A 21,966-nucleotide genomic window follows, 5' to 3' on the forward strand; every position below is an offset into this window, starting at 1 on the left:
CGGGATTGCGGCCCGATCAGGCCATTGGATGATTCTGAAAATTCACCGGGGTGAATTCCTAGGCCTGTGCGCCGCACCAGCCCGGATCAGCCCGGATCAGCGCATATCAGCGCGCGATGGCAGGCAGCCGCTCGCTCCACAGCGTGGACTGGTTGCGGCCGTTGCGCTTGGAGTAGTACAGCGCGGCGTCGGCACGCTCCAGGCAGCCCTGGGCCGAGGCATCGCTGCGCTGCAGCTCATACACGCCCAGGCTGATGGTGATGCGCAGGTCGCCGGCCAGGCCCGCATCGATGGCGCGCGCGGCAACGGTTTCGCGCAGGCTTTCGGCGCGGCGCAGGCCCACCTCGGCATCGGTGTCGGACAGCAGCACGGCAAACTCCTCGCCACCCAGCCGGCCCACCATGTCTTCCTTGCGCATTTCCTGCGCCACCGAGGCCAGCAGCTCCTTGAGCACGATATCGCCCACCGCGTGGCCGTAGCCGTCGTTCACCTGCTTGAAGTGGTCTATGTCCAGCATGATCAGCGTGGAGTGCGCCACCAGTCCGCTGCGCAGATGGTCCAGCTCCATCGCCAGCCGCTCCATGAAGGCGCGGCGGTTGGGAATGCCGGTCAGCGCGTCGGTCAGCGCCAGGGTCTCCAGCTGGGATTCGCGCTGCTGCCGCTCCGTCGCATCGTGGAAGACCCAGCAGTGGCCGATGGAGCGGTCACCGTCGCGCAGCTGCATGCCCTCGATCTCCACATAGTGGTCGTCGGGCAGCGCGTGCAGGGAACGGCCAGCCACGGGCCCGGCGCTGAGCACGCCAGCCACCGAAGGCGGCAGCAGCTGGATCAGCGCCGGCATGCCCAGCCCCACCAGGGCGGCAGGCGCCATGTCCAGCCGCAGCGCGGCCGCCAGCATGCGGTTGGCGGCCAGCACTTGGCGGCCCTGGGCGTCGGTGACCAGAATGCCTGCGGGAAAGCGGTCGATGATGGCCTCCAGCCGGTGCTGGGTCTCGGCCAACGCGGTCTCGGCGCGCCGGCGCGCGTCGGTATCGATCATGGTCCAGATGACGCGGCCGTCGTCCTCGTCGGGGTCCAGCAGCGAGCCCTGCATGTCGAACCAGTGGCCCGAGCCCGAAGGCATGCGCAAAATCCATTCCGTGCGCACCGTGCCGCGTGCGTTGAGCTGTCCGTAGAGCTGGCCGAAGCGCTCGGAGCTCTCGTCGCTGACATGCAGGGAGCGAAAGTTCACGCCGCCGGGCAGCCGGTCTGTCTCGATCTCGAAGGTCTGCACCGCGCGCTCGTTGGCATAGAGGATTTCGCGCTGGGGACCGGCCATGACGATCAGGGCGCTTCCCCGGTCCAGCAAGGCCTTGATGAGCCGGGACTGCTCCACGCGCTGCTGTATGTCGGTGTGCGTGCCCAGCATGCGCACGGGCTTGCCGTCGGCATCGCGCTGGGTGATTTCGCCGCGCGACTCCACCCACAGCCAGCTGTCGGCCGAGCTGCGCAGCCGCATCTCCACGCGAAAATCGGCCCCGGCCTCGGCATGGCGCTGCAGCCGCGCCAGCATCCGCGCCCTGTCCGAGGGATGGACCATGGCGCAGAAGGCGTCATAGTTCATGGGGAACTGCGCGGCCTCGAAGCCCAGCATCTGGTAGCAGCGGGCATCCCATTCCACATGGCCGCTGCGGCAGTCCCACTGCCACAGGCCGTCGCGCACGGCGCCCACGGTCAGGCGCAGGCGTTCCTCGCTGTGGCGTATGGATTCCTGCATGGCCTGGTCCTGCGTCACATCGTGCACATAGCCATGCCACAGCAGGGAGCCGTCTTCCTCCTGCTGCGGCCGGGCGTGACCATGCAGCCAGCGCAGCTCGCCTGCAGAGCCGTAGACGCGGTACTTGTGCTCCCAGACACCCTTGCTGCCCACGCTGGCCTGCACCGAGGCCGCCAGGGCCGGCAAATCCTCGGGGTGGACCCGCTTGAGCAGTTCATGGTCGGCAAACCGGGCGGCATCGGCCTTGGCGCCATGCAGTTCGAAGAATCCGGGGCTGGTGAAAGGGAACCGGAACTGTCCATCCGCGCCTATGCGGAACTGGAACAGCCCGCCCGGCACCTCCTGCGCCAGCCGCGCGAAGCGCCGCTCACCCTGCAGCCGCATGCGCTCGCTGAGCTGGCGCTGGCGCGCCAGCCACAGCGTCAGCAGCATGCCCAGCAGCAGCACGGCCGTGCCTATGCCGTTGCGCAGCAGGCCGCGCTCCAGCGATGCCTCCAGCGACTCGAAGATGGCTTTCTTGTCCAGCCCTGCACTGACGATCAGCGGATAGCCCTCCACCCGGCTCCAGGCATACATGCGCTGCACGCCATCGACGGACGATTCGGCCTCGTAGGTGCCGCGCTCCAGGGCCGGTGCGAACAGCGCCACGCGCACATCGGAGACCGAGCGGCCCATCACCTGCTCCTGCCCCTGCGAGCGCGCCAGGTAGGCGCCATCGGTGCGCAGCAGCAGGATGACGTCGTTGGCGCCATCGAAGATGGACTGGAAATAGCGCGAGATGTATTCGGGCGACAGCGACAGCACCAGCACGCCCGAGAACTGCCCCTGGCGGTACAGCGCGCGGCTCAGCTGTATGGTCCATTTGTGCGAGACACGCCCCTGCACGGGGCGGCCGATGAACATGCCCATGTTCTCGCGGTTGGCATGCACCTGGAAATGCTCGCGGTCCCGAATGGAGACCTTGGCAGCCCGCGTCTCCGCTTCCTGCTGGAGGTTGGAGTACACGATGTCCCCTTTCTCGTCGGCCACGGCGATCTGCAGGAAGGTGCCGGCCGGGTAGGCGTCGAACGTGGTCTGCACGGCACGCCGGAACCCGTCGACATCGCCATCGGCAAAGTCGGACTCCAGCCCGCGCATGGTGTAGTCCAGGCCGGACAGCAGGGTCTGCACCTGCACCGACACCGCATGCGACATTTGCCCCACCCGCAGCCAGGACTGGGACTCGGTAAAGCTGCGCTGCGTGCGGTGGCTGTCCACCAGCACCGTCCAGTACGCCACCGTGGCCAGCAGCACGCAGCACAGGCCCACCCAGACGGCCACAGTGGTCTGGGTCAGCGGTTCTGCGTTCAGCAGGCGGGACAGGCTGCGGGGAGGCTTTGCGCGCATATCAAACATCATGTTGAGTCACACAGGCCCCGCGCCTTCAAGGGCAGTGGCCCGCAACAGGCCGCCGGGGGGCACTCCGACAGAGCGCAACAATTGTTTCACACACAGGCACCCTGGTCTTATCAGCTCAATCCGATCTTTGCGACAGCGCCCAGGCCACGTGCTCGCGCACCAGGGCGTCCGGATGTTCGGCGCGGCTGGCCAGCGCCTGCTGCAATGCCGCGTTGCCGGTTTCACGCCAGGCATTGCCCAGCGCCACGGCCACATTGCGCAGCCAGCGCGCATGGCCTATGCGCCGGATGGGACTGCCTTCGGTCAGGCGCAGAAAGGTCGGCTCGTCCCAGGCAAAGAAGTGCACCAGCTGCCCGCCGGACAGGGCCTCGCGCGCATCGAAGTCGGGCAGGCGGCTGGGCTGGGCGAACTTGTTCCAGGGGCAGGCCAGTTGGCAGTCGTCGCAGCCATAGATGCGATTGGCCATCAGCGGCCGCAGCTCCTCGGGAATGGCGCCCGCATGCTCGATGGTCAGATAGGAGATGCAGCGCCGCGCGTCCACCCGGTGCGGCGCCACGATGGCGCCCGTGGGGCAGGCCGTGATGCAGGCCGCGCAGCTGCCGCAGTGCGCGGTCACCGGCGCCGTGGGCTCCAGCGCAAGGTCCACATAGATCTCGCCCAGGAAGAACATGGAGCCCGCTTCGCGATTGAGCACCAGCGTGTGCTTGCCGCGCCAGCCCTGGCCGCTGCGCCGGGCCAGCTCGGCCTCCAGCACGGGCGCGGAATCGGTGAAGGCGCGGTGCCCGAAGGGGCCGACTTCCTGTGCAATGCGCTCGGCCAGCTTCTGCAGCCGGTTGCGCAGCACCTTGTGATAGTCGCGCCCCCGGGCATAGACGGAGACAATGCCCTCGTCGGGCCGCTGCAGCCGCGCCCACTCCACCGCTTGCCAGGCGCCCGGCGCATCGGCTGGCGTGTCGCGCGGCAGGTAGTCCATGCGCGCCGTGATCACGCTGACCGTGCCCGGCACCAGCTCGGCAGGCCGGGCGCGGCGCAGGCCGTGGGCCTGCATATAGTCCATCTCGCCATGGAACCCTTGGGCCAGCCACTGCATCAAACCCGGCTCCGCAGAAGACAAATCCACGCCGGCCACGCCAATTTGGGAAAATCCCAGCTCGCGGGCCCAGCCTTGCATCAAAGGAACCAATTGACTGCTGCACAACATACTCCCTCGATTGTAGAAAGCGCCCAGCCGCAGGATGCGGAAACTGCGGGCCGTCGCTGGATATGGGGCAGCGAGGAAGACACGCAGCGGTTTGCGCAGCAGCTTGCAGACCATCCCGCGATGCGCAACGCCTACGTCACGCTGCACGGCGACCTGGGCGCAGGCAAGACCACGCTGGTGCGGCACTGGCTGCGCGCCCTGGGCGTGCAGGGCCGCATCAAAAGCCCCACCTATGCCGTGGTGGAGCCGCATGAGGCGCCGGACCTGGCCATCTGGCACTTCGACTTCTACCGCTTCGATGATCCGCGCGAGTGGGAGGATGCAGGATTTCGCGATATTTTCGCCAGCCCCGGTCTCAAGCTGGCAGAATGGCCCGAAAAGGCCGCAGCGCTTACGCCTGCGGCAGATATAGCTATTCATATCGAAGCAATCGACGAGACGCAGCGCCAGGTGACCTTGCTCGCCGGCACGCCCGTCGGACGCGCCGTGATCCAAGCACTCAAGGCATGAGCGACGCCAACTCCTCCTCCTATCCGTCCGGCCTGTCGCGCCGCAATCTTTTGCAGGCGGGCTCCATCGTGCTGCTGCTGGGCCGCCAGCACATCGCGCACGGCGCCACCATCGTGGCCGTGCGCGTCTGGCCCGCGCCCGAATACACGCGCGTGACCATTGAGTCCGACCGGCCGCTGGCTGCCAAGCAGTTCTTCGTGGACCAGCCCCCGCGGCTGGCCGTGGACATCGAGGGCATCGACCTCAATCCCGCGCTGCGTGAACTGGTGGCCAAGGTCCGCTCCGACGATCCCAACATCGCCTCCATCCGCGTGGGCCAGAACTCGCCCAGCGTTGTGCGCCTGGTCATCGACCTCAAGCAGCCCGCCAAGCCCCAGGTCTTCACGCTGCAGCCCGTGGCGGCCTACAAGCACAGGCTGGTGTTCGACCTGTACCCCGCCAAGGCCGTGGACCCGCTGGAGGCGCTGATCAGCGAGCGCCTGCGCGATGCCTCCGGCGACGATACCGCTGTCGCATCGGCATCGGCCCCCCCGCCGCCTCCACCACCGCTGCCCCGGCCCTCAGGCTCCACGGCGCCAGGCCCCGACCCGTTGGGCGACCTGATCGCCCAGCACAGCAGCGGCTCCGGCGGCAAGACGCCTGCACCGCCCGCCGTGGTGGCACAGGCACCTTCCCCTGCCGCTCCGGCCCCGGCGCCTCGCCCTCCCGCGCCTGCGCCCGTTCCGGCCCCTGCCCCCATTGCCGCGCCCAACATCGCCACCTCGCGCCAGACCGACCGCATCATCATCGTGGCGCTGGACCCCGGCCACGGCGGCGAGGACCCCGGCGCCACCGGCCCCAGCGGCACGCGTGAAAAGGACGTGGTGCTCAAGATCGCCCACCTGCTGCGCGACCGCATCAACGACACCCGCATCGGCGGCAGCCCCATGCGCGCCTTCATGACGCGCGATGCCGACTTCTTCGTGCCCCTGGCCACGCGCGTGGAAAAGGCCCGGCGCGTGCAGGCCGACCTGTTCATCAGCATCCACGCCGACGCCTTCACCACGCCGGCCGCGCGTGGTGCCAGTGTCTTTGCGCTCAGCGACAAGGGCGCCTCCAGCACGGCCGCGCGCTGGCTGGCCAACAAGGAAAACCAGTCCGACATCGTCGGTGGCCTGAACATGGGCTCGCAGGACCAGCATGTGCAGCGCATGCTGCTGGACATGAGCACCACGGCCCAGATCAAGGACAGCCTCAAGCTCGGCGGCGCCCTGCTCGGCGAGATCGGCAACATGGCCAAGCTGCACAAGCCGCGCGTGGAGCAGGCCGGGTTTGCCGTGCTCAAGGCGCCCGACATTCCCAGCGTGCTGGTGGAAACCGCCTTCATCAGCAACCCCGAGGAAGAGGCCCGGCTGCGCAGCAGCGCCTACCAGGTGCAACTGGCCGACGCGCTGATGCGCGGCATCCGCAACTACTTCGCGCACAACCCGCCGCTGGCACGCAGCCGCTCCGTCTGACAGAGCCAGGCGAAGGCCGCGGGCGATGCCGCCCGCAGCCGCTGTCGGACGGTAAAGACGCGACACTTCCGAGCCGCCCGGCGGCAGCTCGGGCAGATCTCCTACCGCTGACGCAAGCCCTGAATGAGAGCATGCAAACATGTTCCACACAGTGCTTGCGCCACACGCCACTCACGGCGACAAGGCAGGCCATCACAGGAGATGAACATGAAGACACGCCTTTATTCCATTGCCGCCGCAGCAGCCATTGCCCTGTTCTCTGCCGGCTGTTCCACCAATCCCAGCAGTGCACAGATCGGTACCGGCGTAGGCGCCGTGGCCGGTGGTGTCGTGGGGGATGCCCTGTTCGGCAGCACGCTGGGCACCGTGGGCGGTGCAGCCGCCGGTGCACTGATCGGTAACGAGGTGGGCAAGCGCAACGACCGCCGCTGATCCCCACTCCCGCTCCATGAAAAAACCCCTTGCGCCATGAAGGTGCAAGGGGTTTTTTCTATGCGCTGAAAGCTCAGGCGGCCGTCTTGGGCGCGCGCCCCGCGCGCCAGGCGCCAAAGATGGCGATCAGGCCCGGCACCAGGATCAGGCCCCAGATGATCTTCTCCAGGTTCTCGCGCACCCAGGGCAGGTTGCCGAAGAAATAGCCGGCTGCGCTGATGCCGAACACCCAGACAATCGCCCCGCCCACATTGAAGGCAGTGAACTTGCCCCGGTTCATCGCGGCCACCCCGGCCACGAAGGGCGCAAAGGTGCGGATGAACGGCATGAAGCGGGCCAGCACGATGGTGATGCCGCCATAGCGCTCGTAGAACGCGTGGGCCTGGTCGAAGGCGCGGCGGTTGAACCAGCGCGAGTCCTCCCACTGGAACACCTTGGGCCCTATGTAGCGGCCGATGGTGTAGTTGCACTGGTCGCCCAGCACGGCCGCCACCAGCAGCACGGTGCAGGCGATCGAATAGTCCATGAGGCCGACGCCGCACAGCGCGCCGACGATGAACAGCAGCGAGTCGCCGGGCAGAAAGGGCATGACCACCACGCCCGTCTCCACGAAGACGATGAGAAACAGCAGCGCATACACCCAGGGTCCATAGGCCACGACAAAGGCCTCCAGATGCTTGTCGATGTGCAGGATGAAGTCGATCAGGAACTGAATGATTTCCAAAAGAGAGTCCTCCGCGGCGGGCGCCGCACCGGCCCGTACTGTACTTCGCCGACATGCCCCCACGGCCGAGCCGGAGCCGGTCACGCCATCGCACATACCGGCGCTTGCAGGAATCTACAAATGCTTGAAATCAAGCTTGTTTTGTTACACAACTTGATAAAACTCTACGAAAAACTCATGAATGCGTCAGCTTTTTGCAGGCAAAGTGCTTCCATGCCGTCGGCAATGCCGGCCCGGCCTCACCACCATCGCCAAGACACAAGGAAGCAAGCCATGAACAAGACCCTTCGCACTTTCGCGCACAAGTCCGAACGCCAGTCCGGCTCCACGATGGGCCGCACCCTGGCCATCGCCGCCCTGCTGACCGGCGCGCTCGCGATGGGCGGCTGCGCCCACCGCCCCAACAATGCGCAACTGGGCACGGGCGTGGGCGCCGTGGCCGGTGGCGTGCTGGGCAGCGCGCTGTTCGGCACCACGCTGGGCACCGTGGGCGGCGCCGCGGCCGGTGCGCTGGTCGGCAACCAGATGGGCAGCAACAGCGACCGCGCAGGCCGCCGCCGCTGACCCTGCGGCCACCCTCATTCAAAGAGTGCCCCCGGCTCCGGCCTTTGTTGCCGGGGACGCCTCTTGGAGCCGCTTTCGCGGCTCCTTTTTTTTGCGGGCGCCGGCGCCGCACACCCCATTCCCACAGCCCGCAAGCGGTGGATGCGAGCCCCTAGAATTGCCTCGTGAACGCATCCATCCCCTCCTCCGACACCCTCCCCCGCCGCCCCATCCGCGACCTGCCCGACGAGCTGATCAGCCAGATCGCGGCCGGCGAAGTCGTCGAGCGCCCTGCCTCGGTGGTGCGCGAACTCGTGGACAACGCACTGGATGCGGGCGCCCGCCAGATCAACGTGCGGCTGCTGGCCGGCGGCGTGCGGCTGATCTCGGTGGAGGACGACGGCGGCGGCATCCCGCGCGATGAGCTGCCCGTGGCATTGCGCCGCCATGCCACCAGCAAGATCACCGATCTGCACGACCTGGAGACCGTGGCCACCATGGGCTTTCGCGGCGAGGCGCTGGCGGCCATCTGCTCGGTGTCCGAGGCATCCATCCTCTCGCGCCCTGCGGGCCAGGACTCGGCCTATCTGCTCGATGCGCGCAGCGGCGAGCTGCGCCCCGCCGCCCGCAACCAGGGCACGACGGTCGAGGTCAAGGAGCTGTTCTTCTCCACGCCGGCCCGCCGCAAATTCCTCAAGAGCGACGCCACGGAGCTGGCCCACTGCATCGAGTCCGTGCGCCGCCATGCGCTGGCCCGGCCCGACGTGGGCTTTGCCATCTGGCACGAAGGCAAGCTGGTCGAGCAGTGGCGTGCCGCCGGCAGCATGTCGGATGAAGCCCTTGCGCGCCGCCTGGGCGATGTGCTGGGCGACGCCTTCGTGCAGAACTCCGTGACGGTGGAGCACTGGTCGGGCGCCGTTCACGTCACGGGCCGCGCGGGCATTCCCGATGCGGCGCGCTCCCGGCCCGACCACCAGTTCTGCTACGTCAATGGCCGCTTCGTGCGCGACAAGGTGCTGACCCACGCCTCGCGCAGCGCCTACGAGGATGTGCTGCACGGCCACAAGCAGCCTGTCTATGCGCTGTATGTGGAGATCGATCCTGCGCGCGTGGACGTGAACGTGCACCCCACCAAGATCGAGGTGCGCTTTCGCGACAGCCGCGAGGTGCACCAGGCCGTGCGCCACGCCATAGAGAACGCGCTGGCCGCCCCGCGCGCGGCGGCCGCCGCCGCCGCTGCCGCCGAGGAAGCCGCCCGCACCCCGGAGCTGGCCCCTGCCGCACCGGCCACCGCGCCCAAGGTGGCGGCTCCCGCCTGGCCCCAGGCGCGCATGAGCTTTGGCGATGAACAGGGCGGCCACAAGGTCAGCAACATGGCGGGCCTGTGGGCACCCATGCGTGAACCCGCGCCGGCCCCCGTGGCGCTTCCTGCCCAGACGGCCATGCAGACTGCCGGTGCCGCCGAAGTCGCGGTGGACACGCCCGGCGTGCAATGGCCTGCCGGCGATGTGCCCGCCAGCTATGCACCCGCTGCACAGCCACAGCCAGTCACCGTCACCGAGCCTTCACCTGCGAACTTCACGCCCCCGGCAGCGGACACCCCTGCCGCTGCCGAAGAAACCATCTGGCCCCTGGGCCGCGCCGTCGCCCAGATCCACGGCGTGTACATCCTGGCCGAGAACGCCCAGGGCATGGTCGTGGTGGACATGCATGCGGCGCACGAGCGCATCGTCTACGAGCAGCTCAAGAATGCCGTCAACGCGGCAGAGCAGATCCCCAGCCAGCCGCTGCTGATTCCCGCCACCTTCGCCGCCACGCCCGAGGAGGTGGCCACGGCCGAGGCCCATGGCGACACGCTGCAGGCCCTGGGCATGGAGGTTTCCCCCTTCTCGCCCAAGACGCTGGCCGTGCGTGCCGTGCCCGCCACCCTGGCCCAGGGCGATGCCGTGGAGCTGGCGCGCAGCGTGCTGGCCGAGCTGGCCCAGCACGACGCCAGCACCGTGGTGCAGCGCGCGCGCAATGAGATCCTGGCCACCATGGCCTGCCACGGCGCCGTGCGCGCCAACCGCCGCCTGACGCTGGACGAGATGAACGCCCTGCTGCGCCAGATGGAAGTCACCGAGCGCTCCGACCAATGCAACCACGGCCGCCCCACCTGGCGGCAGATGAGCATGAAGGAATTGGACGCGCTGTTCCTGCGCGGTCGCTGAACCTGCCCGGCTGCCGCCAGCACCGTCTACACCGTCAACGCCGTCAGTCGCGCATGTTCGCGAAGGCCGCCAGCTGCTCGTATTTGCGGTCTTCCTCGGCGATCAGGTGCGCCAGGTCCTCGCGGCCCGAGGCGGGCACCATGCCTGCATCTTCCAGGCGCTTGCGCACGGCGGGCTCGGCCAGCGCCTCCTGCAGGGCCGCCGTGATGCGCTGCGCGGTGGCGGCGGGCAGCCCGCGCGGCGCCATCAGCGCAAACCAGCCCACCAATTCATAACCGCGCAGCGGCGCCAGCTCGGCCATGGCCGGAACCTGGGGCAAGGCGGACAGGCGCTGCGCGCTGGTGACCGCCAGCGGCACGATGCGCCCGCTCTGCAAAAACGGTTGCGCCGCCGTGGGCGAGAGCATGGCCAGGTCCAGGCTGCCGCCCGCCAGGTCGCTGGTCAACGGCGCCACGCCGCGGTAGGGCACATGGGTGATGGAAACACCGGCGCGCTGCTTGAACAGCTCTCCCGCGAAATGCAGGGTCGACCCCACGCCCGAGCTGCCGTAGCTGAGCTTGCCGGGCTGGCGGCGCGCCAGCTCCAGCAAGTCGGCCATGCTCTTCACGCCCAGGCCCGGGCGTGCGGCCAGGATCAGCGGGCCGGTGGCCACCAGGCCCAGCGGCGTGAAATCGCGGCGGCCGTCGTAGCGCTGCGCGGGGTTGACGATGCGCGTGGCCACCAGCTCGTTGCTGGCCCCCATCAGCAGCGTGTAGCCATCGGCCGGTGCCGAGGCCACGCGCTGGGCCGCAATGGCACCCGCCGCCCCGCCCACGTTGTCCACCACCACCGTGCCGCGCAGCCGCGCGGCCAGCGCATCGCCCACCACGCGGGCGGCCAGGTCCACCGAACCACCGGCCGGGTATCCGACGACCAGCTTCAAGGGCTTGGCAGGAAAGCCGACCTGTGCAGCAGCCGGCAAGGCCAGCCCCAGCGCGGCGGCGCCCAGAAGACTGCGGCGGCTCAGGACCTGGCGGGCCTCGGAGGAGAGAGGAAATGCAGTGCGCATGGTGGCAATCGCAGGTGAAGTCGTGAAAGGAATCCGGTGCGGGCGCGGCGCCTCAGGCGGCGGACAGAAAACGCCGGGCCAGCTTCACCCAGTAGGTGGCTGCCAGCGGCAGGATGCGGTCGTTGAAGTCGTAGCCGGGGTTGTGGACCATGCAGCCGCCCGTGCCATGCGTGTCGCCCACGCCGTTGCCCACGATCAGATAGCTGCCCGGGCATTGTTCGAGCATGAAGGAGAAGTCCTCGCTGCCCGTCAGTGGCTGCAGGTCGGGGATCAGCGCCTGCTCGCCCAGCCAGTCGCGCGCCACCTCGCGGGCGAAGACCGTGCTGGCCGTGTCGTTGACCAGGGCCGGATAGCGCCAGCGGTAGTCCACCACGGCCTCGGCCCCCAGCGTGGCGGCCTGGGCATGGGCCAGCGCGGTGATGCGTTCGCGCAGCAGGGCACGCACCTCGGGCCGGTAGGCGCGCACGGACAGGCGCAGCTCCACCTCGCCAGGGATCACGTTGGGCGCATCGCCGCCATGGATGGCGCCCACGCTGACCACGGCCATGTCACGCGGATCGACATTGCGCGAGACCACGGTCTGCAGCGCCAGCACCAGGTGGGCCGCCGCCACCACCGGGTCGGCCGACAGATGGGGGGCCGAGCCATGGCCGCCCTTGCCGCGCACGGTGATGATCACCGTGTCCGACGAAGCCATGAACGAGCCCTCGCGAAAGCCGAACTGCCCCTCGGCAAAGCCCGGCATGTTGTGCAGCGCAAAGATGGCATCGCAGGGGAACAGATCGAACAGGCCGTCCTCCACCATCTTGCGGCCCCCGCCCAGGCCCTCCTCGGCAGGCTGGAAGATCAGGTTCAGCGTGCCGTCGAAGCCGCGCGCCTGGGCCAGCTCGCGCGCGGCGGCCAGCAGGATGGCGGTATGGCCGTCATGCCCGCAGGCGTGCATGCGTCCCGCGTGGCGGCTGGCATATGGCAGGCCGGTCTGCTCGTGGATGGGCAGCGCGTCCATGTCGGCGCGCAGGCCCAGCCGGCGCGTGCCCGTACCGCAGCGCAGCGTGCCGACCACGCCCGTGCCCCCCAGGCCCCGGTGCACTTCATAGCCCCAGGAGGCCAGGCGCTCGGCCACCAAGTCGCTGGTGGCGAACTCCTCGAAGGCCAGCTCGGGATGGGCATGCAGGTGATGGCGCAGGGCCACCATCTCGGCCTGCGTGGCGCGTATGCCGGCAAGCACCGGATCCGCGGCTTCGGCCGTGGTGGAAACGGGCGGTTCAATGTTCATGCCCGCAGTCTAGGAAGCGTGGGCAGCGGGAGGAAGACCGCCAGCGCCTGCCCTGCCAGGCATTGCCTGTCATCCCCGAACACCTGCACGCGCCAATCACGGGCATGGCACACATGGTATGAAACCTGCAAGATCGGCCCATGCATTCCCAGCCCCACCCCGATGCCGGCCCCGCAATGAAGCTGCACCAGATGCGCTACCTCGTCGCCGTGGCCGGCTGCGGCAGCGTGCGCGCCGCGTCACGCGCGCTGGGCATCACGCAGTCGGCCATCACCCAGGCCCTGCGCGAACTGGAGGAAGGCCACCGCCTTGCGCTGTTCGAGCGCCAGAGCAGCGGCATCGTCCTCACGCCGGCCGGGCGCACGCTGCTGCGCCACGCCCAGCTGATCACCGGGCAGATGGCCCAGGCCGAGGATGAAATGGCCCGCCTGCGCGACACCTGCGCCGTGGCGCGCCTGTCCGTGGGCGTGACGCCCTGGGTGGGCCAGAGCCTGCTGCCCCATGTGCTGCGCGCCTTCCGCGCCGAACTGCCCCAGGTGCGGCTGGAACTGTTCGAGGGCCTGTCGGCCGTGGCCCATCCGCGCCTGCGCGAAGGCACGCTGGACCTGCTGATCGACCGCGTGCCCTCGGGCCCCTCGGGCGGCGACCTGCATGGCACGCCGCTGTTCCGCTATGACACCACCGTCGTGGCCCGCACCGGCCACCCGCTGGCAGGCGCCCGTTCGCTGGCCGAGCTGATGGACTGCGACTGGCTGCTCAACTACACGCCGCCTGAAGAAGACGACCTGGTGCGGCGCCTGTTCCTGCGCCACGGCCTGCCCGTGCCCGTGGGCCACATCCACCTGGTGCATTCGGCATCGCTGCTGCTGCACCTGATCGCGCACAGCGACATGCTCTCGTTGTGCCCCTGGCCGCTGATCGAATCGGGCGTACCCCAGGGCACCCTGGTGCCGCTGTCTCTGCGCGAGCAGTTCGAGCCCCACACGGTGGGCGTGGTCCAGCGCGGCCACGGCCCCCTGCCCTGGGTGGCCGAGCGCTTCGTGCACCACCTCATGGAGCAGGTCCACGCCTGCCGCCACAGCCCGGACTCGGTGCTGCAGCGCGTGTTCCGCTCCATCGACGTGCTGGCCTGAGGGTGCCTCAGCGCAGCGCGGCCTGGGCCACCGGCACGTCAGCCGGCACATCCCAGCCCCCGCCCAGCGCCCGGATCAGGCCCACGGCGGCCTGGTACTGAGCGGATTTCACCTGCAGCGCCTGGCGGCGGTTGCGCAGTTCGCTGCGGCGCGCATCCAGCAGGTCAAGCTGGCTGACGTAGCCATTGCGGTAGCGCGTGTCCGAAAGGCTGGTGGCACGCTTGGCGGCCACCACGGCCTGGCCCTGCACGGTGGACTGCTCCTGCAGGATGCGGATGGACGACAGCTGGTCCTCCACCTCCTGGAAGGCCACCAGCGCCTGCTGGCGGTAGGCGGCCAGCGCGGCGTCGAGCTGCGCGCCTGCGGCCTGCACGCCGGCCTCGCGCCGGCCGCCGTCGAACAGCGGCAGCGACAGCAGGGCGCCCACGCCCCAGGAGCGCATGGACCACTTGAACAGGTCACCCACCTCGGGCGAGGCATGGCCGGCCGCGCCGGTCAGCGAGATGCTGGGGAACCATGCCGTCTTCGCCACGCCCACGCGCGACTGCGCGGCGAACACGGCGCGCTGCGCAGCCGAGATGTCGGGCCGGCGCATGAGCACCGTGGCCGGCACGCCGGCTGGGATGGAGGGCAGAGCCGTGGTCCAGGCGCCTTCGCCCAGGCCGAAGCGCGAGGCCGAGTCACCCACCAGCACGGCCAGCGCATGCTCGACCTGGGCGCGCTGGCGGTCCAGCGCCAGCGCATCCGATTCGGTGGCCGACAGCTCGGCCTGGATGCGCGCCACGTCCAGCTCGGCAATGTCGCCGGCCTGCAGCCTTCGCTCCGACAGGCGCAGCGTATCGCGGTAGGCCTCCACGGTCTCGCGCATCAGGGCGCGCTCGGCGTCCAGTGCGCGCAGCTGCAGATAGGTCTGCGCGACCTCGGCCTGCACGGCCAGCCGCGTGCTTTGCAGCAGGGCCTCGCGGCCCTCGGCGTCCAGCCGCGATGCGTCGGCCGCCTGGGAAATGCGGCCGAACAGATCGACCTCATACGACAGGTTCAGTCCCGCATTGACCAGGGTGGCAGGCCGCGTGCCCGAGGCCTTGTCCAGCCCCGCGCCGCGCGTGGCCCCTGCGCCCAGGCCCAGTTGGGGCAGGCGCTCGGCATTGGCGCTGCGCGCCAGGGCGCGGGCCTCGGCCAGGCGTGCGGCCGCAGCCTGGATGCCCTGGTTGTCCAGCGTGGCCTTGTCCACCAGCGCGTTCAGCGCCGGGTCGGCAAAGGCCAGCCACCATTGGCCGCGTGCCTGGGCTTCGGCGGGCAGGGCCTGGGTCCAGCCCGCCTGTGGCGCGGCGCCCTGCTCCTTGAAGGCGGGGGCCGCCGGCAGCTCGGGCAGGCTCTGGGACACGCTGGCGCAGCCGGCCAGGGCCAGCGCCGCCACCAGGGGCAGCAGACGCCTGGACAGTTTCGAAAGCGATGGGATCTTCATGATCGGTTCCTGTTCTTGTGGTGTGGGCTCATTCATGCTCGCCACGCGCAGCAGAGGGCATGGGCAGCGCGCCGCCACCCGAGGCATGGCCGTGGACGGGTGCGTGTGCAGAGGCCTCTTCCTCCATCTCTGGACCATGCTGCTTGAGCGGCCGGTTGCCTGCCAGGCGGCGCATCAGCACGTAGAACACGGGCGTCAGGAACAGGCCGAAGGCCGTCACCCCGATCATTCCCGAGAACACGGCCACGCCCATGGCACGGCGCATTTCCGAGCCGGCGCCCGTGGACAGCACCAGGGGCAGCACGCCCATGACGAAGGCCAGCGAGGTCATCAGGATGGGGCGCAGGCGCAGCCGGCTGGCCTCGATGGCAGCCTGTATGGGCGTGCGGCCCTCGAACTCCAGCTCCCGTGCGAACTCCACGATCAGGATGGCGTTCTTCGCACTCAGCCCCACCAGCACGATGAGCCCGATCTGCGTGAAGACATTGCTGTCGCCACCCGACAGCCACACGCCGGTCATGGCCGCCAGCAGGCCCATGGGAACGATCAGGATGATGGCAATCGGCAGGGTCAGGCTCTCGTACTGCGCGGCCAGCACCAGGAAGACCAGCAGCAGGGCCAGCGGGAACACGATCACCGCCGAATTGCCGGCCAGGATTTCCTGGTAGGTCAGGTCGGTCCATTCGAAATCGATGCCCTTGGGCAGGGTCTCGGCCGCGATGCGCTTGATGGCGTCCTGCGCCTGGCCCGAAGAGAAGCCCGGTGCGGCACCGCCGTTGATGTCGGCCGTGAGGTAGCCGTTGTAGCGCATGGCGCGCTCGGGGCCGAAGCTGGAGTCCACCTTCATCAGCGCCGACAGCGGAATCATCTCGCCCGAACTGGAGCGCACCTTGAGCATGCCCACGTCCTCGGCACGCGCGCGGTAGGGCGCGTCGGCCTGCACGCGGACGCTGTAGGTGCGGCCGAACTTGTTGAAGTCGTTCGCATACAGGCTGCCCAGGTAGATCTGCATGGTGTCGAAGATGTCCGTCACCGGCACGCCGAGCTGGCGCGCCTTGGTGCGGTCGATGTCGGCATACAGCTGGGGCACGTTGACCTGCCAGCTGGTGAACATGCCGGTCAGCTCGGGCGTCTGGTAGGCCTTGGCCATGAAGGCCTTCACGGCCGCGTCCATCTGGTCATAGCCCAGGGAGGCGCGGTCTTCCAGCTGCAGCTTGAAGCCGCCCGTCGTGCCCAGGCCCGCCACGGGTGGCGGCGGGAACATGACGATGAAGGCGTCCTGGATGCCTGCGAAGGCCTGGTTCAGCTGGCCGGCCACGGCGCCGCCGCTCTGGTCGGCGCGCTTGCGCTCGTCAAAGGGCTTGAGCGTGGCGAAGACGATGCCCGAGTTGGAGCTGTTGGTGAAGCCGTTGATGGACAGGCCCGGGAAGGCGATGGTGTCCTCCACGTTGGGGTTGTCCTTCATGATCTCGCCCATGCGGCGGATCACCTCGTCCGTGCGGTCCAGCGTGGCACCGTCGGGCAGTTGGGCAAAGCCGATCAGGTACTGCTTGTCCTGCGCGGGCACGAAGCCCGAAGGCACGGCCTTGAACAGGCCGAAGGTCACGGCGATCAGCGCCAGGTAGATGGCCAGCATCAGCGCCTTGCGCGAGATCACGCGGCCCACGCCGCCGCTGTAGGCCTCGGAGCCCCGGTGGAACATGCGGTTGAAGCCGCGGAACAGCCAGCCGAAGGCCCGGTCCATGCCGCGCGTCAGCGCGTCCTTGGGCGCATCGTGCCCGCGCAGCAGCAGGGCCGCCAGCGCGGGCGACAGGGTCAGCGAGTTGATGGCCGAGATCACCGTGGAGATGGCGATGGTCACCGCGAACTGCTTGTAGAACTGGCCCGTGAGGCCGCTGATGAAGGCCAGCGGAACGAACACCGCCACCAGCACCAGGGCGATGGCGATGATGGGCCCGGACACCTCGCGCATGGCGCGGTAGGTGGCGTTGCGCGGCGTGAGACCCGCCTCGATGTTGCGCTCCACGTTCTCGACCACGACGATGGCGTCATCCACCACGATGCCGATGGCCAGCACCAGGCCGAACAGGCTCAGCGCGTTGATGGAAAAGCCCAGCAGATGCAGCACGGCGAAGGTGCCGATCACCGACACCGGCACGGCCAGCAGCGGGATGATGGAGGCGCGCCAGGTCTGCAGGAACAGGATCACCACCAGCACCACGAGCACGATGGCCTCCAGCAGCGTGTGCACCACCGATTCGATGGAGGCGCGCACGAACTGCGTGGGGTCGTAGGCGATGCGGTATTCCAGGCCCTCGGGCATGTTCTTGTTCAGGGCCTCCATGGTCTTGCGCACGTTGGCCGAGATCTCCAGCGCATTGGAGCCCGGCGCCTGGAACACGCCCATGCCCACGGCCGGGTCGTTGTTCAGCAGCGAGCGCAGCGAATAGTCGGCCGCGCCCATCTCCAGGCGGCCGATGTCGCGCAGGCGGGTCACGGCGCCGTCGGAGCCGCTCTTGACGATGATGTCGCCGAAGTCCTCCTCGCTTTGCAGGCGGCCCTGGGCGTTGATGGACAGTTGCATGTCCACGCCCGGCAGCCCCGGCGAGGCGCCGACCACGCCGGCCGCAGCCTGCACGTTCTGGCCGCGGATGGCAGCCACCACATCGCTGGCCGACAGGCCGCGCTGCGCCACCTTCTGCGGGTCCAGCCACACGCGCATGGCGTAGTCGCCACCGCCGAAGATCTGGATCTGACCCACGCCCTCGATGCGCGCCAGCGGGTCCTTCACGTTCAGCACCGCGTAGTTGCGCAGGTAGTTGATGTCATAGCGCTGGTTGGGCGAGACCAGGTGCACCACCATGGTCAGGTCGGGTGCGCTCTTGACCGTGGTGATGCCCAGGCGGCGCACCTCTTCCGGCAGGCGCGGCTCGGCCTGCGAGACGCGGTTTTGCACCATCTGCTGCGCCTTGTCGGGGTCGGTACCCAGGCGGAAGGTGACGGTCAGCGTCATCACGCCGTCGCTGGTGGCCTGGCTGCCCATGTAGAGCATGCCTTCGACGCCGTTGATCTGCTCTTCCAGCGGCGTGGCCACGGTCTCGGCGATCACCTTGGGATTGGCGCCCGGGTACTGGGCGCGCACCACCACGGACGGCGGCGCGACCTCGGGGTATTCCGAGATCGGCAGCCCGCCCATGGCGATCAGGCCGGCGATCAGCATCAGCAGCGAAAGCACGCCTGCGAAGATCGGCCGGTCAATGAAGAATTTGGATAGGTTCATGGTGTTTGGCTCCGCCACGGCAAAGCGCGGCCCATGCCGCCTGCGGTCAGGCGGCATTTCAGAGGCAGGAAAGGTGTGCGGCTAGATCAGGACTTGGTTGCGTCAGCCACTTGTTCGGCTGCCTGCCGGGTGCCCGGCTGGCGGGCATCGGCCCGCGCATCCATGGACACCTCCTTGGGCGCGACCAGGGCGCCGGGGCGGATGTGCTGCAGGCCGTTGACGACCACGCGCTCGCCGGGCTGCAGGCCCTGGGTCACGTTGCGCAGGCCGTTGACCGAGGCGCCCAGGGCCACCTCGCGGTACACGGCCTTGTTGTCGCCGCCCACCACCATCACGTACTTCTTGCTCTGGTCCGTGCCGATGGCGCGCTCGCTGACCAGCAGCATGCTGCTGTCGCGCGCCTGGCCCATGCGGATGCGGGCGAACTGGCCGGGCATGAGGGCGCCGTCCTTGTTGTCGAAGGCGGCGCGCACGCGCACCGTGCCGCTTCGGGCATCGACCTGGTTGTCGATCAGCTGCAGCCGGCCCTCGAAGGGCGTGCTGCCGGCCGTGGCCGTGCCCATCTGCACGGGAATGCTGTCGATCTTGGCGCGGTTGCCCGCGCCGCCGCCCAGCTCCTTGAGCGCGCGCGTGATGACCTGCTCATCGGCATCAAAGCTTGCATAGATGGGGCTGACCGAGACCAGCGTGGTCAGCACCGGCGCGCCCGGGCCTGCGGCCACCAGGTTGCCCACGGTGATCTCGCGCTTGCCGATGCGGCCCGACACGGGGGCGCGCACCTGGGTGTAGCCCAGGTTCAGCCGCGCCGATTGCAGGGATGCCTGGGCCGCGCGCAGATTGGCCTCGGCCTCGCTGCCTGCGTTGATGCGCTCGTCCAGCTCGCGCTGGGCAATCGCCCGCTCGTCCCACAGGCGGCGTGCGCGCTCCTGCTCGCTGCGCGCATAGGACTGGCGTGCCTGGGCCGAGGCCACCTGCGCTTCGGCACGCTCGACCTCGGCCGCATACGGTGCGGGATCGATGGTGATCAGCAGCTCGCCCTGCTTGACCAGCGCGCCCTCGCGAAAGTGCACGGCCTGCACGGCGCCGGCCACGCGCGAGCGGATGTCCACGCGCTCCACGGCTTCAAGGCGGCCCGAGAACTCGTCCCAGGCGGTGACCTCGCTTTCGGCGACCGTGGCCACGGACACGGGCGTGGCGGCGGGCTGGGCGCTGGCGGGCGCGTCATCGGCCTTGGCATCGAAGCCATGCAGGCCGAACAGGCCGGCGCTGACGGCGAGGATGGCCGCAGCGGCGGCAGGCAGCCTCCAGCCCTTGCGCTGGGCCGAGACGGAAGAAGAGGATGAGGTGGATTCGGTGGACATGGTGGTTTTTGCGAAATTCAGGGAACACGATGCCCGCCCGGCGCCTGAACGCGCCGGGAAGGCGGAAGGGGAAAACGGGGCAGCAGGTGTCGCCGGCTGCGGCGGCGCGGGGCCTAGCCCGGTGCTGCGGGCTTGTTCATGGTGGCCTCGAAGAAGTCATGCACATGCTGGGACACGGCGGCGCTGCAGGCCGTACAGGCCTCGGCCTCGGACAGGGCCTGCGGCCAGTTCGACGCGCTGGGCAGCACATGGCTACTGGCTGTCACCCCGGCCGCGCGCAGGCGGGCCGCATAGGCCTGGGCCTCATCGCGCAGCGGGTCGTCACCACCCACCAGCACCAGGGCCGGCGGCAGCTGGGCCAGGCGCAGCGAGCTGCCGGGCACGGCATAGGGATGCATGGCGTCCTTGGGGCAGCTCAGGTACTCGCGCCAGCCCGTGGCCCAGCGGCATTCGCCGGCCTCGGGCGTTGCCTCGCGCTGCGAGGCGGTGCCGGTGCAGGGATCGAGCATGGGCGACACCAGGATCTGGCCCGCCAGCGGCGGATGGCCCCGGTCGCGCGAGATCACGGCCACGGCAGCGGCCAGGTTGCCGCCGGCTTCTTCACCCGCGAGGAACAGCGGTGCGCCCTTGCCCGCCATCTTCACGCGGTGCTTGTACAGCCACTGCAGCACGGCGTAGCCCACCTCGATGGGCTGGGGAAACGGATGCTCGGGCGCCAGCGGGTAGGCCAGCGACACCACGACGGCGCCCGCCTCGGCCAGCAGCCGGCCGATGTAGCGCCCGTTGTCCAGCGTGCCGCAGACAAAGGTGCCGCCATGGAAATGCAGCACCAGCGGCGAGACCGTGCCGGGCCTGCGCTGGCCATAGGCGCGCGCAGCCACGGTGCCGTGCTCGGGCAGCTCGATGGAGAATTCTGTTTCGGCAATCTGCGCCCCGGCGGCGGGGCCGTTCGGAAGCGACGGGGAAGTGGACATGGCGCGAACCTGCGGCAATGGTCGATGGTTGGAATATAGGCGGCGCCGGCCATGTCTGAAATAGCAACGCAGCCATCGCTCTGTTTCCGTTTCACGAACAATCGCCCGATACCGCGCATGTGAGAATTCCGCTGAGCCGGCATTCCCTTGCCGGGCGCTGCAGGAGCAACTTTCCATGGACCAGATCCAGGCCATGCGTGTCTTCGTTCGCGTGGTGGAAGCCGGCAACTTCACCCGCGCCGCCGATTCGCTCGACCTGCCCAAGGGCACGGTCACCAAACAGATACAGGCGCTGGAGGCGCGCGTGCGCGTCAAGCTGCTCAACCGCACGACGCGGCGCGTCACCGTCACGCCCGATGGCGCGGCCTACTACGAACGCGCGGCACGCCTGCTCAACGACTTCGACGATCTCGAAGCCAGCATGGTCAACACCCAGACCGCGCCCAGCGGGCGACTGCGGCTGGACGTGGGCAGCTCCATGGCCCGGCTGATCATCATTCCGGCGCTGACCGAATTCTGCGAACGCTACCCCGACATACAGATCGACCTGGGCGTGGGCGACCGCCTGGTGGACCTGATCAGCGACAACGTGGACTGCGTGATCCGCGGGGGCGAGCTCAGCGACCAGTCCCTGGTGGCGCGGCGCATCGGCTCGATGAACTGGGTCACCGTGGCCTCGCCCGCCTACCTGGCGCGCCACGGCGTGCCCCAGCACCCTTCCGAGCTGGATACGAAGCACCAGATCGTCGCCTTCTTCTCGGGCCATACGCGGCGCATGTACCCGCTGGAATTCCAGCGGGGCGATGAATCCATCGAGGTGGCGGGCAACTACCGCATCGCGGCCAACGACAGCAATGCCTACACGGCCGCCGTGCTGGCGGGCTTTGGCATCGCGCAGCTGGTCACGGCCTTTGCCCAGCCGCTGATCGACAGCGGCGAACTGGTCGAGGTGCTGCCCGAATGGACACAGCCGCCGCTGCCCATTCACGTGGTCTATCCGCCCAACCGCCACCTCAGCGCCAAGGTGCGGGCCTTCGTGGACTGGGCGGCCGACCTGTTCGCGCGCCATCCCCAGCTGCAGCGCAGCTGAAAGGCCGTCGATGGGATGGCCGGGCGGGCCCAAGCCCCGTCCGGCTGCAAGGCCTTCCTAGCCACTCTT

Annotated in this window: 16 protein-coding genes; 7 read left to right on the forward strand and 9 right to left on the reverse strand. The window is 69.0% G+C overall.

Annotated features, from left to right (window positions below):
- Positions 1-106: 106 nt before the first annotated feature.
- Together INR38_RS06525 and queG are read right to left on the reverse strand one after the other, a co-directional pair.
- Positions 107-3,154 carry a diguanylate cyclase gene (locus INR38_RS06525; protein ID WP_207441888.1) on the reverse strand — a complete coding sequence of 1,016 codons (3,048 nt, stop codon included), beginning with the start codon at positions 3,152-3,154 and terminating at the stop codon, positions 107-109.
- Between the two features lie 115 nt (positions 3,155-3,269).
- On the reverse strand, positions 3,270-4,325 hold the full coding sequence (gene queG, locus INR38_RS06530; protein WP_012206924.1) for a tRNA epoxyqueuosine(34) reductase QueG: 1,056 nt from the start codon (positions 4,323-4,325) through the stop codon (positions 3,270-3,272).
- 12 nt (positions 4,326-4,337) lie between these two features.
- Between queG and tsaE the strand changes: the two genes are divergently transcribed.
- From tsaE to INR38_RS06545, 3 genes are all read left to right on the forward strand, one after another.
- Positions 4,338-4,865, forward strand: a complete 528-nt coding sequence (gene tsaE, locus INR38_RS06535) for a tRNA (adenosine(37)-N6)-threonylcarbamoyltransferase complex ATPase subunit type 1 TsaE (protein WP_207441892.1) — start codon at positions 4,338-4,340, stop codon at positions 4,863-4,865.
- The gene (locus tag INR38_RS06540; protein WP_207441894.1) at positions 4,862-6,361 is read left to right on the forward strand and encodes an N-acetylmuramoyl-L-alanine amidase; all 1,500 of its coding nucleotides are present in this window, start codon (positions 4,862-4,864) and stop codon (positions 6,359-6,361) included. The genes tsaE and INR38_RS06540 overlap by 4 nt, the downstream gene beginning before the upstream one ends.
- A 207-nt stretch (positions 6,362-6,568) precedes the next feature.
- Positions 6,569-6,793 (forward strand): glycine zipper 2TM domain-containing protein, encoded by a 225-nt coding sequence (locus tag INR38_RS06545; protein WP_012206927.1) that lies wholly within the window; start codon positions 6,569-6,571, stop codon positions 6,791-6,793.
- A 73-nt stretch (positions 6,794-6,866) separates the two neighbouring features.
- On the opposite strand, the gene INR38_RS06550 is transcribed toward INR38_RS06545, so the two are convergent.
- Complete coding sequence (locus INR38_RS06550) at positions 6,867-7,517, reverse strand: DedA family protein (protein ID WP_043782650.1); 651 nt, start codon at positions 7,515-7,517, stop codon at positions 6,867-6,869.
- 273 nt (positions 7,518-7,790) lie between these two features.
- Here INR38_RS06550 and INR38_RS06555 point away from each other — a divergent pair, with 273 nt between their 5' ends.
- Both INR38_RS06555 and mutL read left to right on the forward strand, forming a co-directional pair.
- The gene (locus tag INR38_RS06555) at positions 7,791-8,081 is read left to right on the forward strand and encodes a glycine zipper 2TM domain-containing protein (RefSeq protein ID WP_013801089.1); all 291 of its coding nucleotides are present in this window, start codon (positions 7,791-7,793) and stop codon (positions 8,079-8,081) included.
- Positions 8,082-8,245: 164 nt separating this feature from the next.
- Positions 8,246-10,270, forward strand: coding sequence for a DNA mismatch repair endonuclease MutL (gene mutL / locus INR38_RS06560; protein ID WP_207441896.1), 2,025 nt, complete (start codon positions 8,246-8,248; stop codon positions 10,268-10,270).
- 43 nt (positions 10,271-10,313) lie between these two features.
- Here the strand turns inward: mutL and INR38_RS06565 are convergent, their stop codons facing one another.
- Entirely contained in the window at positions 10,314-11,318 is a 1,005-nt protein-coding gene (locus tag INR38_RS06565) for a tripartite tricarboxylate transporter substrate-binding protein (RefSeq protein ID WP_207441898.1), read from the reverse strand.
- 52 nt (positions 11,319-11,370) lie between these two features.
- Entirely contained in the window at positions 11,371-12,594 is a 1,224-nt protein-coding gene (locus tag INR38_RS06570) for a M20 aminoacylase family protein (RefSeq protein WP_207441900.1), read from the reverse strand.
- Between the two features lie 140 nt (positions 12,595-12,734).
- Between INR38_RS06570 and INR38_RS06575 the strand changes: the two genes are divergently transcribed.
- The gene (locus INR38_RS06575) at positions 12,735-13,727 is read left to right on the forward strand and encodes a LysR substrate-binding domain-containing protein (protein WP_207441902.1); all 993 of its coding nucleotides are present in this window, start codon (positions 12,735-12,737) and stop codon (positions 13,725-13,727) included.
- A gap of 7 nt (positions 13,728-13,734) precedes the next feature.
- Here the strand turns inward: INR38_RS06575 and INR38_RS06580 are convergent, their stop codons facing one another.
- The 4 genes from INR38_RS06580 to INR38_RS06595 all read right to left on the reverse strand — a co-directional run bounded on the left by INR38_RS06580 (position 13,735) and on the right by INR38_RS06595 (position 20,807).
- A complete protein-coding gene (locus tag INR38_RS06580) occupies positions 13,735-15,192 on the reverse strand; it encodes an efflux transporter outer membrane subunit (protein WP_207441904.1) in 1,458 nt (485 codons plus the stop codon).
- 28 nt (positions 15,193-15,220) lie between these two features.
- A complete protein-coding gene (locus INR38_RS06585) occupies positions 15,221-18,472 on the reverse strand; it encodes an efflux RND transporter permease subunit (protein WP_207441905.1) in 3,252 nt (1,083 codons plus the stop codon).
- A gap of 86 nt (positions 18,473-18,558) precedes the next feature.
- Entirely contained in the window at positions 18,559-19,833 is a 1,275-nt protein-coding gene (locus INR38_RS06590; RefSeq protein ID WP_207441906.1) for an efflux RND transporter periplasmic adaptor subunit, read from the reverse strand.
- Positions 19,834-19,946: 113 nt separating this feature from the next.
- On the reverse strand, positions 19,947-20,807 hold the full coding sequence (locus INR38_RS06595; RefSeq protein ID WP_043819199.1) for an alpha/beta hydrolase: 861 nt from the start codon (positions 20,805-20,807) through the stop codon (positions 19,947-19,949).
- A 175-nt stretch (positions 20,808-20,982) separates the two neighbouring features.
- Here INR38_RS06595 and INR38_RS06600 point away from each other — a divergent pair, with 175 nt between their 5' ends.
- Complete coding sequence (locus INR38_RS06600) at positions 20,983-21,897, forward strand: LysR family transcriptional regulator (protein ID WP_012206938.1); 915 nt, start codon at positions 20,983-20,985, stop codon at positions 21,895-21,897.
- Positions 21,898-21,966 lie beyond the last annotated feature (69 nt).

This window comes from Delftia sp. SD018 (genome assembly GCF_017355445.1).
GTDB classification, from domain to species: Bacteria; Pseudomonadota; Gammaproteobacteria; order Burkholderiales; family Burkholderiaceae_C; genus Comamonas; species Comamonas acidovorans.

Excerpts from the sequence above, each read along its gene's own strand:
- INR38_RS06565 (WP_207441898.1), bottom strand. The coding sequence starts at position 11,318 with ATGCGCACTGCATTTCCTCTCTCCTCCGAGGCCCGCCAGGTCCTGAGC.
- INR38_RS06600 (WP_012206938.1), top strand. The coding sequence starts at position 20,983 with ATGGACCAGATCCAGGCCATGCGTGTCTTCGTTCGCGTGGTGGAAGCC.
- INR38_RS06525 (WP_207441888.1), bottom strand. The coding sequence starts at position 3,154 with ATGATGTTTGATATGCGCGCAAAGCCTCCCCGCAGCCTGTCCCGCCTG.
- INR38_RS06590 (WP_207441906.1), bottom strand. The coding sequence starts at position 19,833 with ATGTCCACCGAATCCACCTCATCCTCTTCTTCCGTCTCGGCCCAGCGC.
- INR38_RS06570 (WP_207441900.1), bottom strand. The coding sequence starts at position 12,594 with ATGAACATTGAACCGCCCGTTTCCACCACGGCCGAAGCCGCGGATCCG.
- INR38_RS06585 (WP_207441905.1), bottom strand. The coding sequence starts at position 18,472 with ATGAACCTATCCAAATTCTTCATTGACCGGCCGATCTTCGCAGGCGTG.
- INR38_RS06595 (WP_043819199.1), bottom strand. The coding sequence starts at position 20,807 with ATGTCCACTTCCCCGTCGCTTCCGAACGGCCCCGCCGCCGGGGCGCAG.
- INR38_RS06540 (WP_207441894.1), top strand. The coding sequence starts at position 4,862 with ATGAGCGACGCCAACTCCTCCTCCTATCCGTCCGGCCTGTCGCGCCGC.
- queG (WP_012206924.1), bottom strand. The coding sequence starts at position 4,325 with ATGCAAGGCTGGGCCCGCGAGCTGGGATTTTCCCAAATTGGCGTGGCC.
- INR38_RS06555 (WP_013801089.1), top strand. The coding sequence starts at position 7,791 with ATGAACAAGACCCTTCGCACTTTCGCGCACAAGTCCGAACGCCAGTCC.
- INR38_RS06575 (WP_207441902.1), top strand. The coding sequence starts at position 12,735 with ATGCATTCCCAGCCCCACCCCGATGCCGGCCCCGCAATGAAGCTGCAC.
- INR38_RS06545 (WP_012206927.1), top strand. The coding sequence starts at position 6,569 with ATGAAGACACGCCTTTATTCCATTGCCGCCGCAGCAGCCATTGCCCTG.
- INR38_RS06580 (WP_207441904.1), bottom strand. The coding sequence starts at position 15,192 with ATGAAGATCCCATCGCTTTCGAAACTGTCCAGGCGTCTGCTGCCCCTG.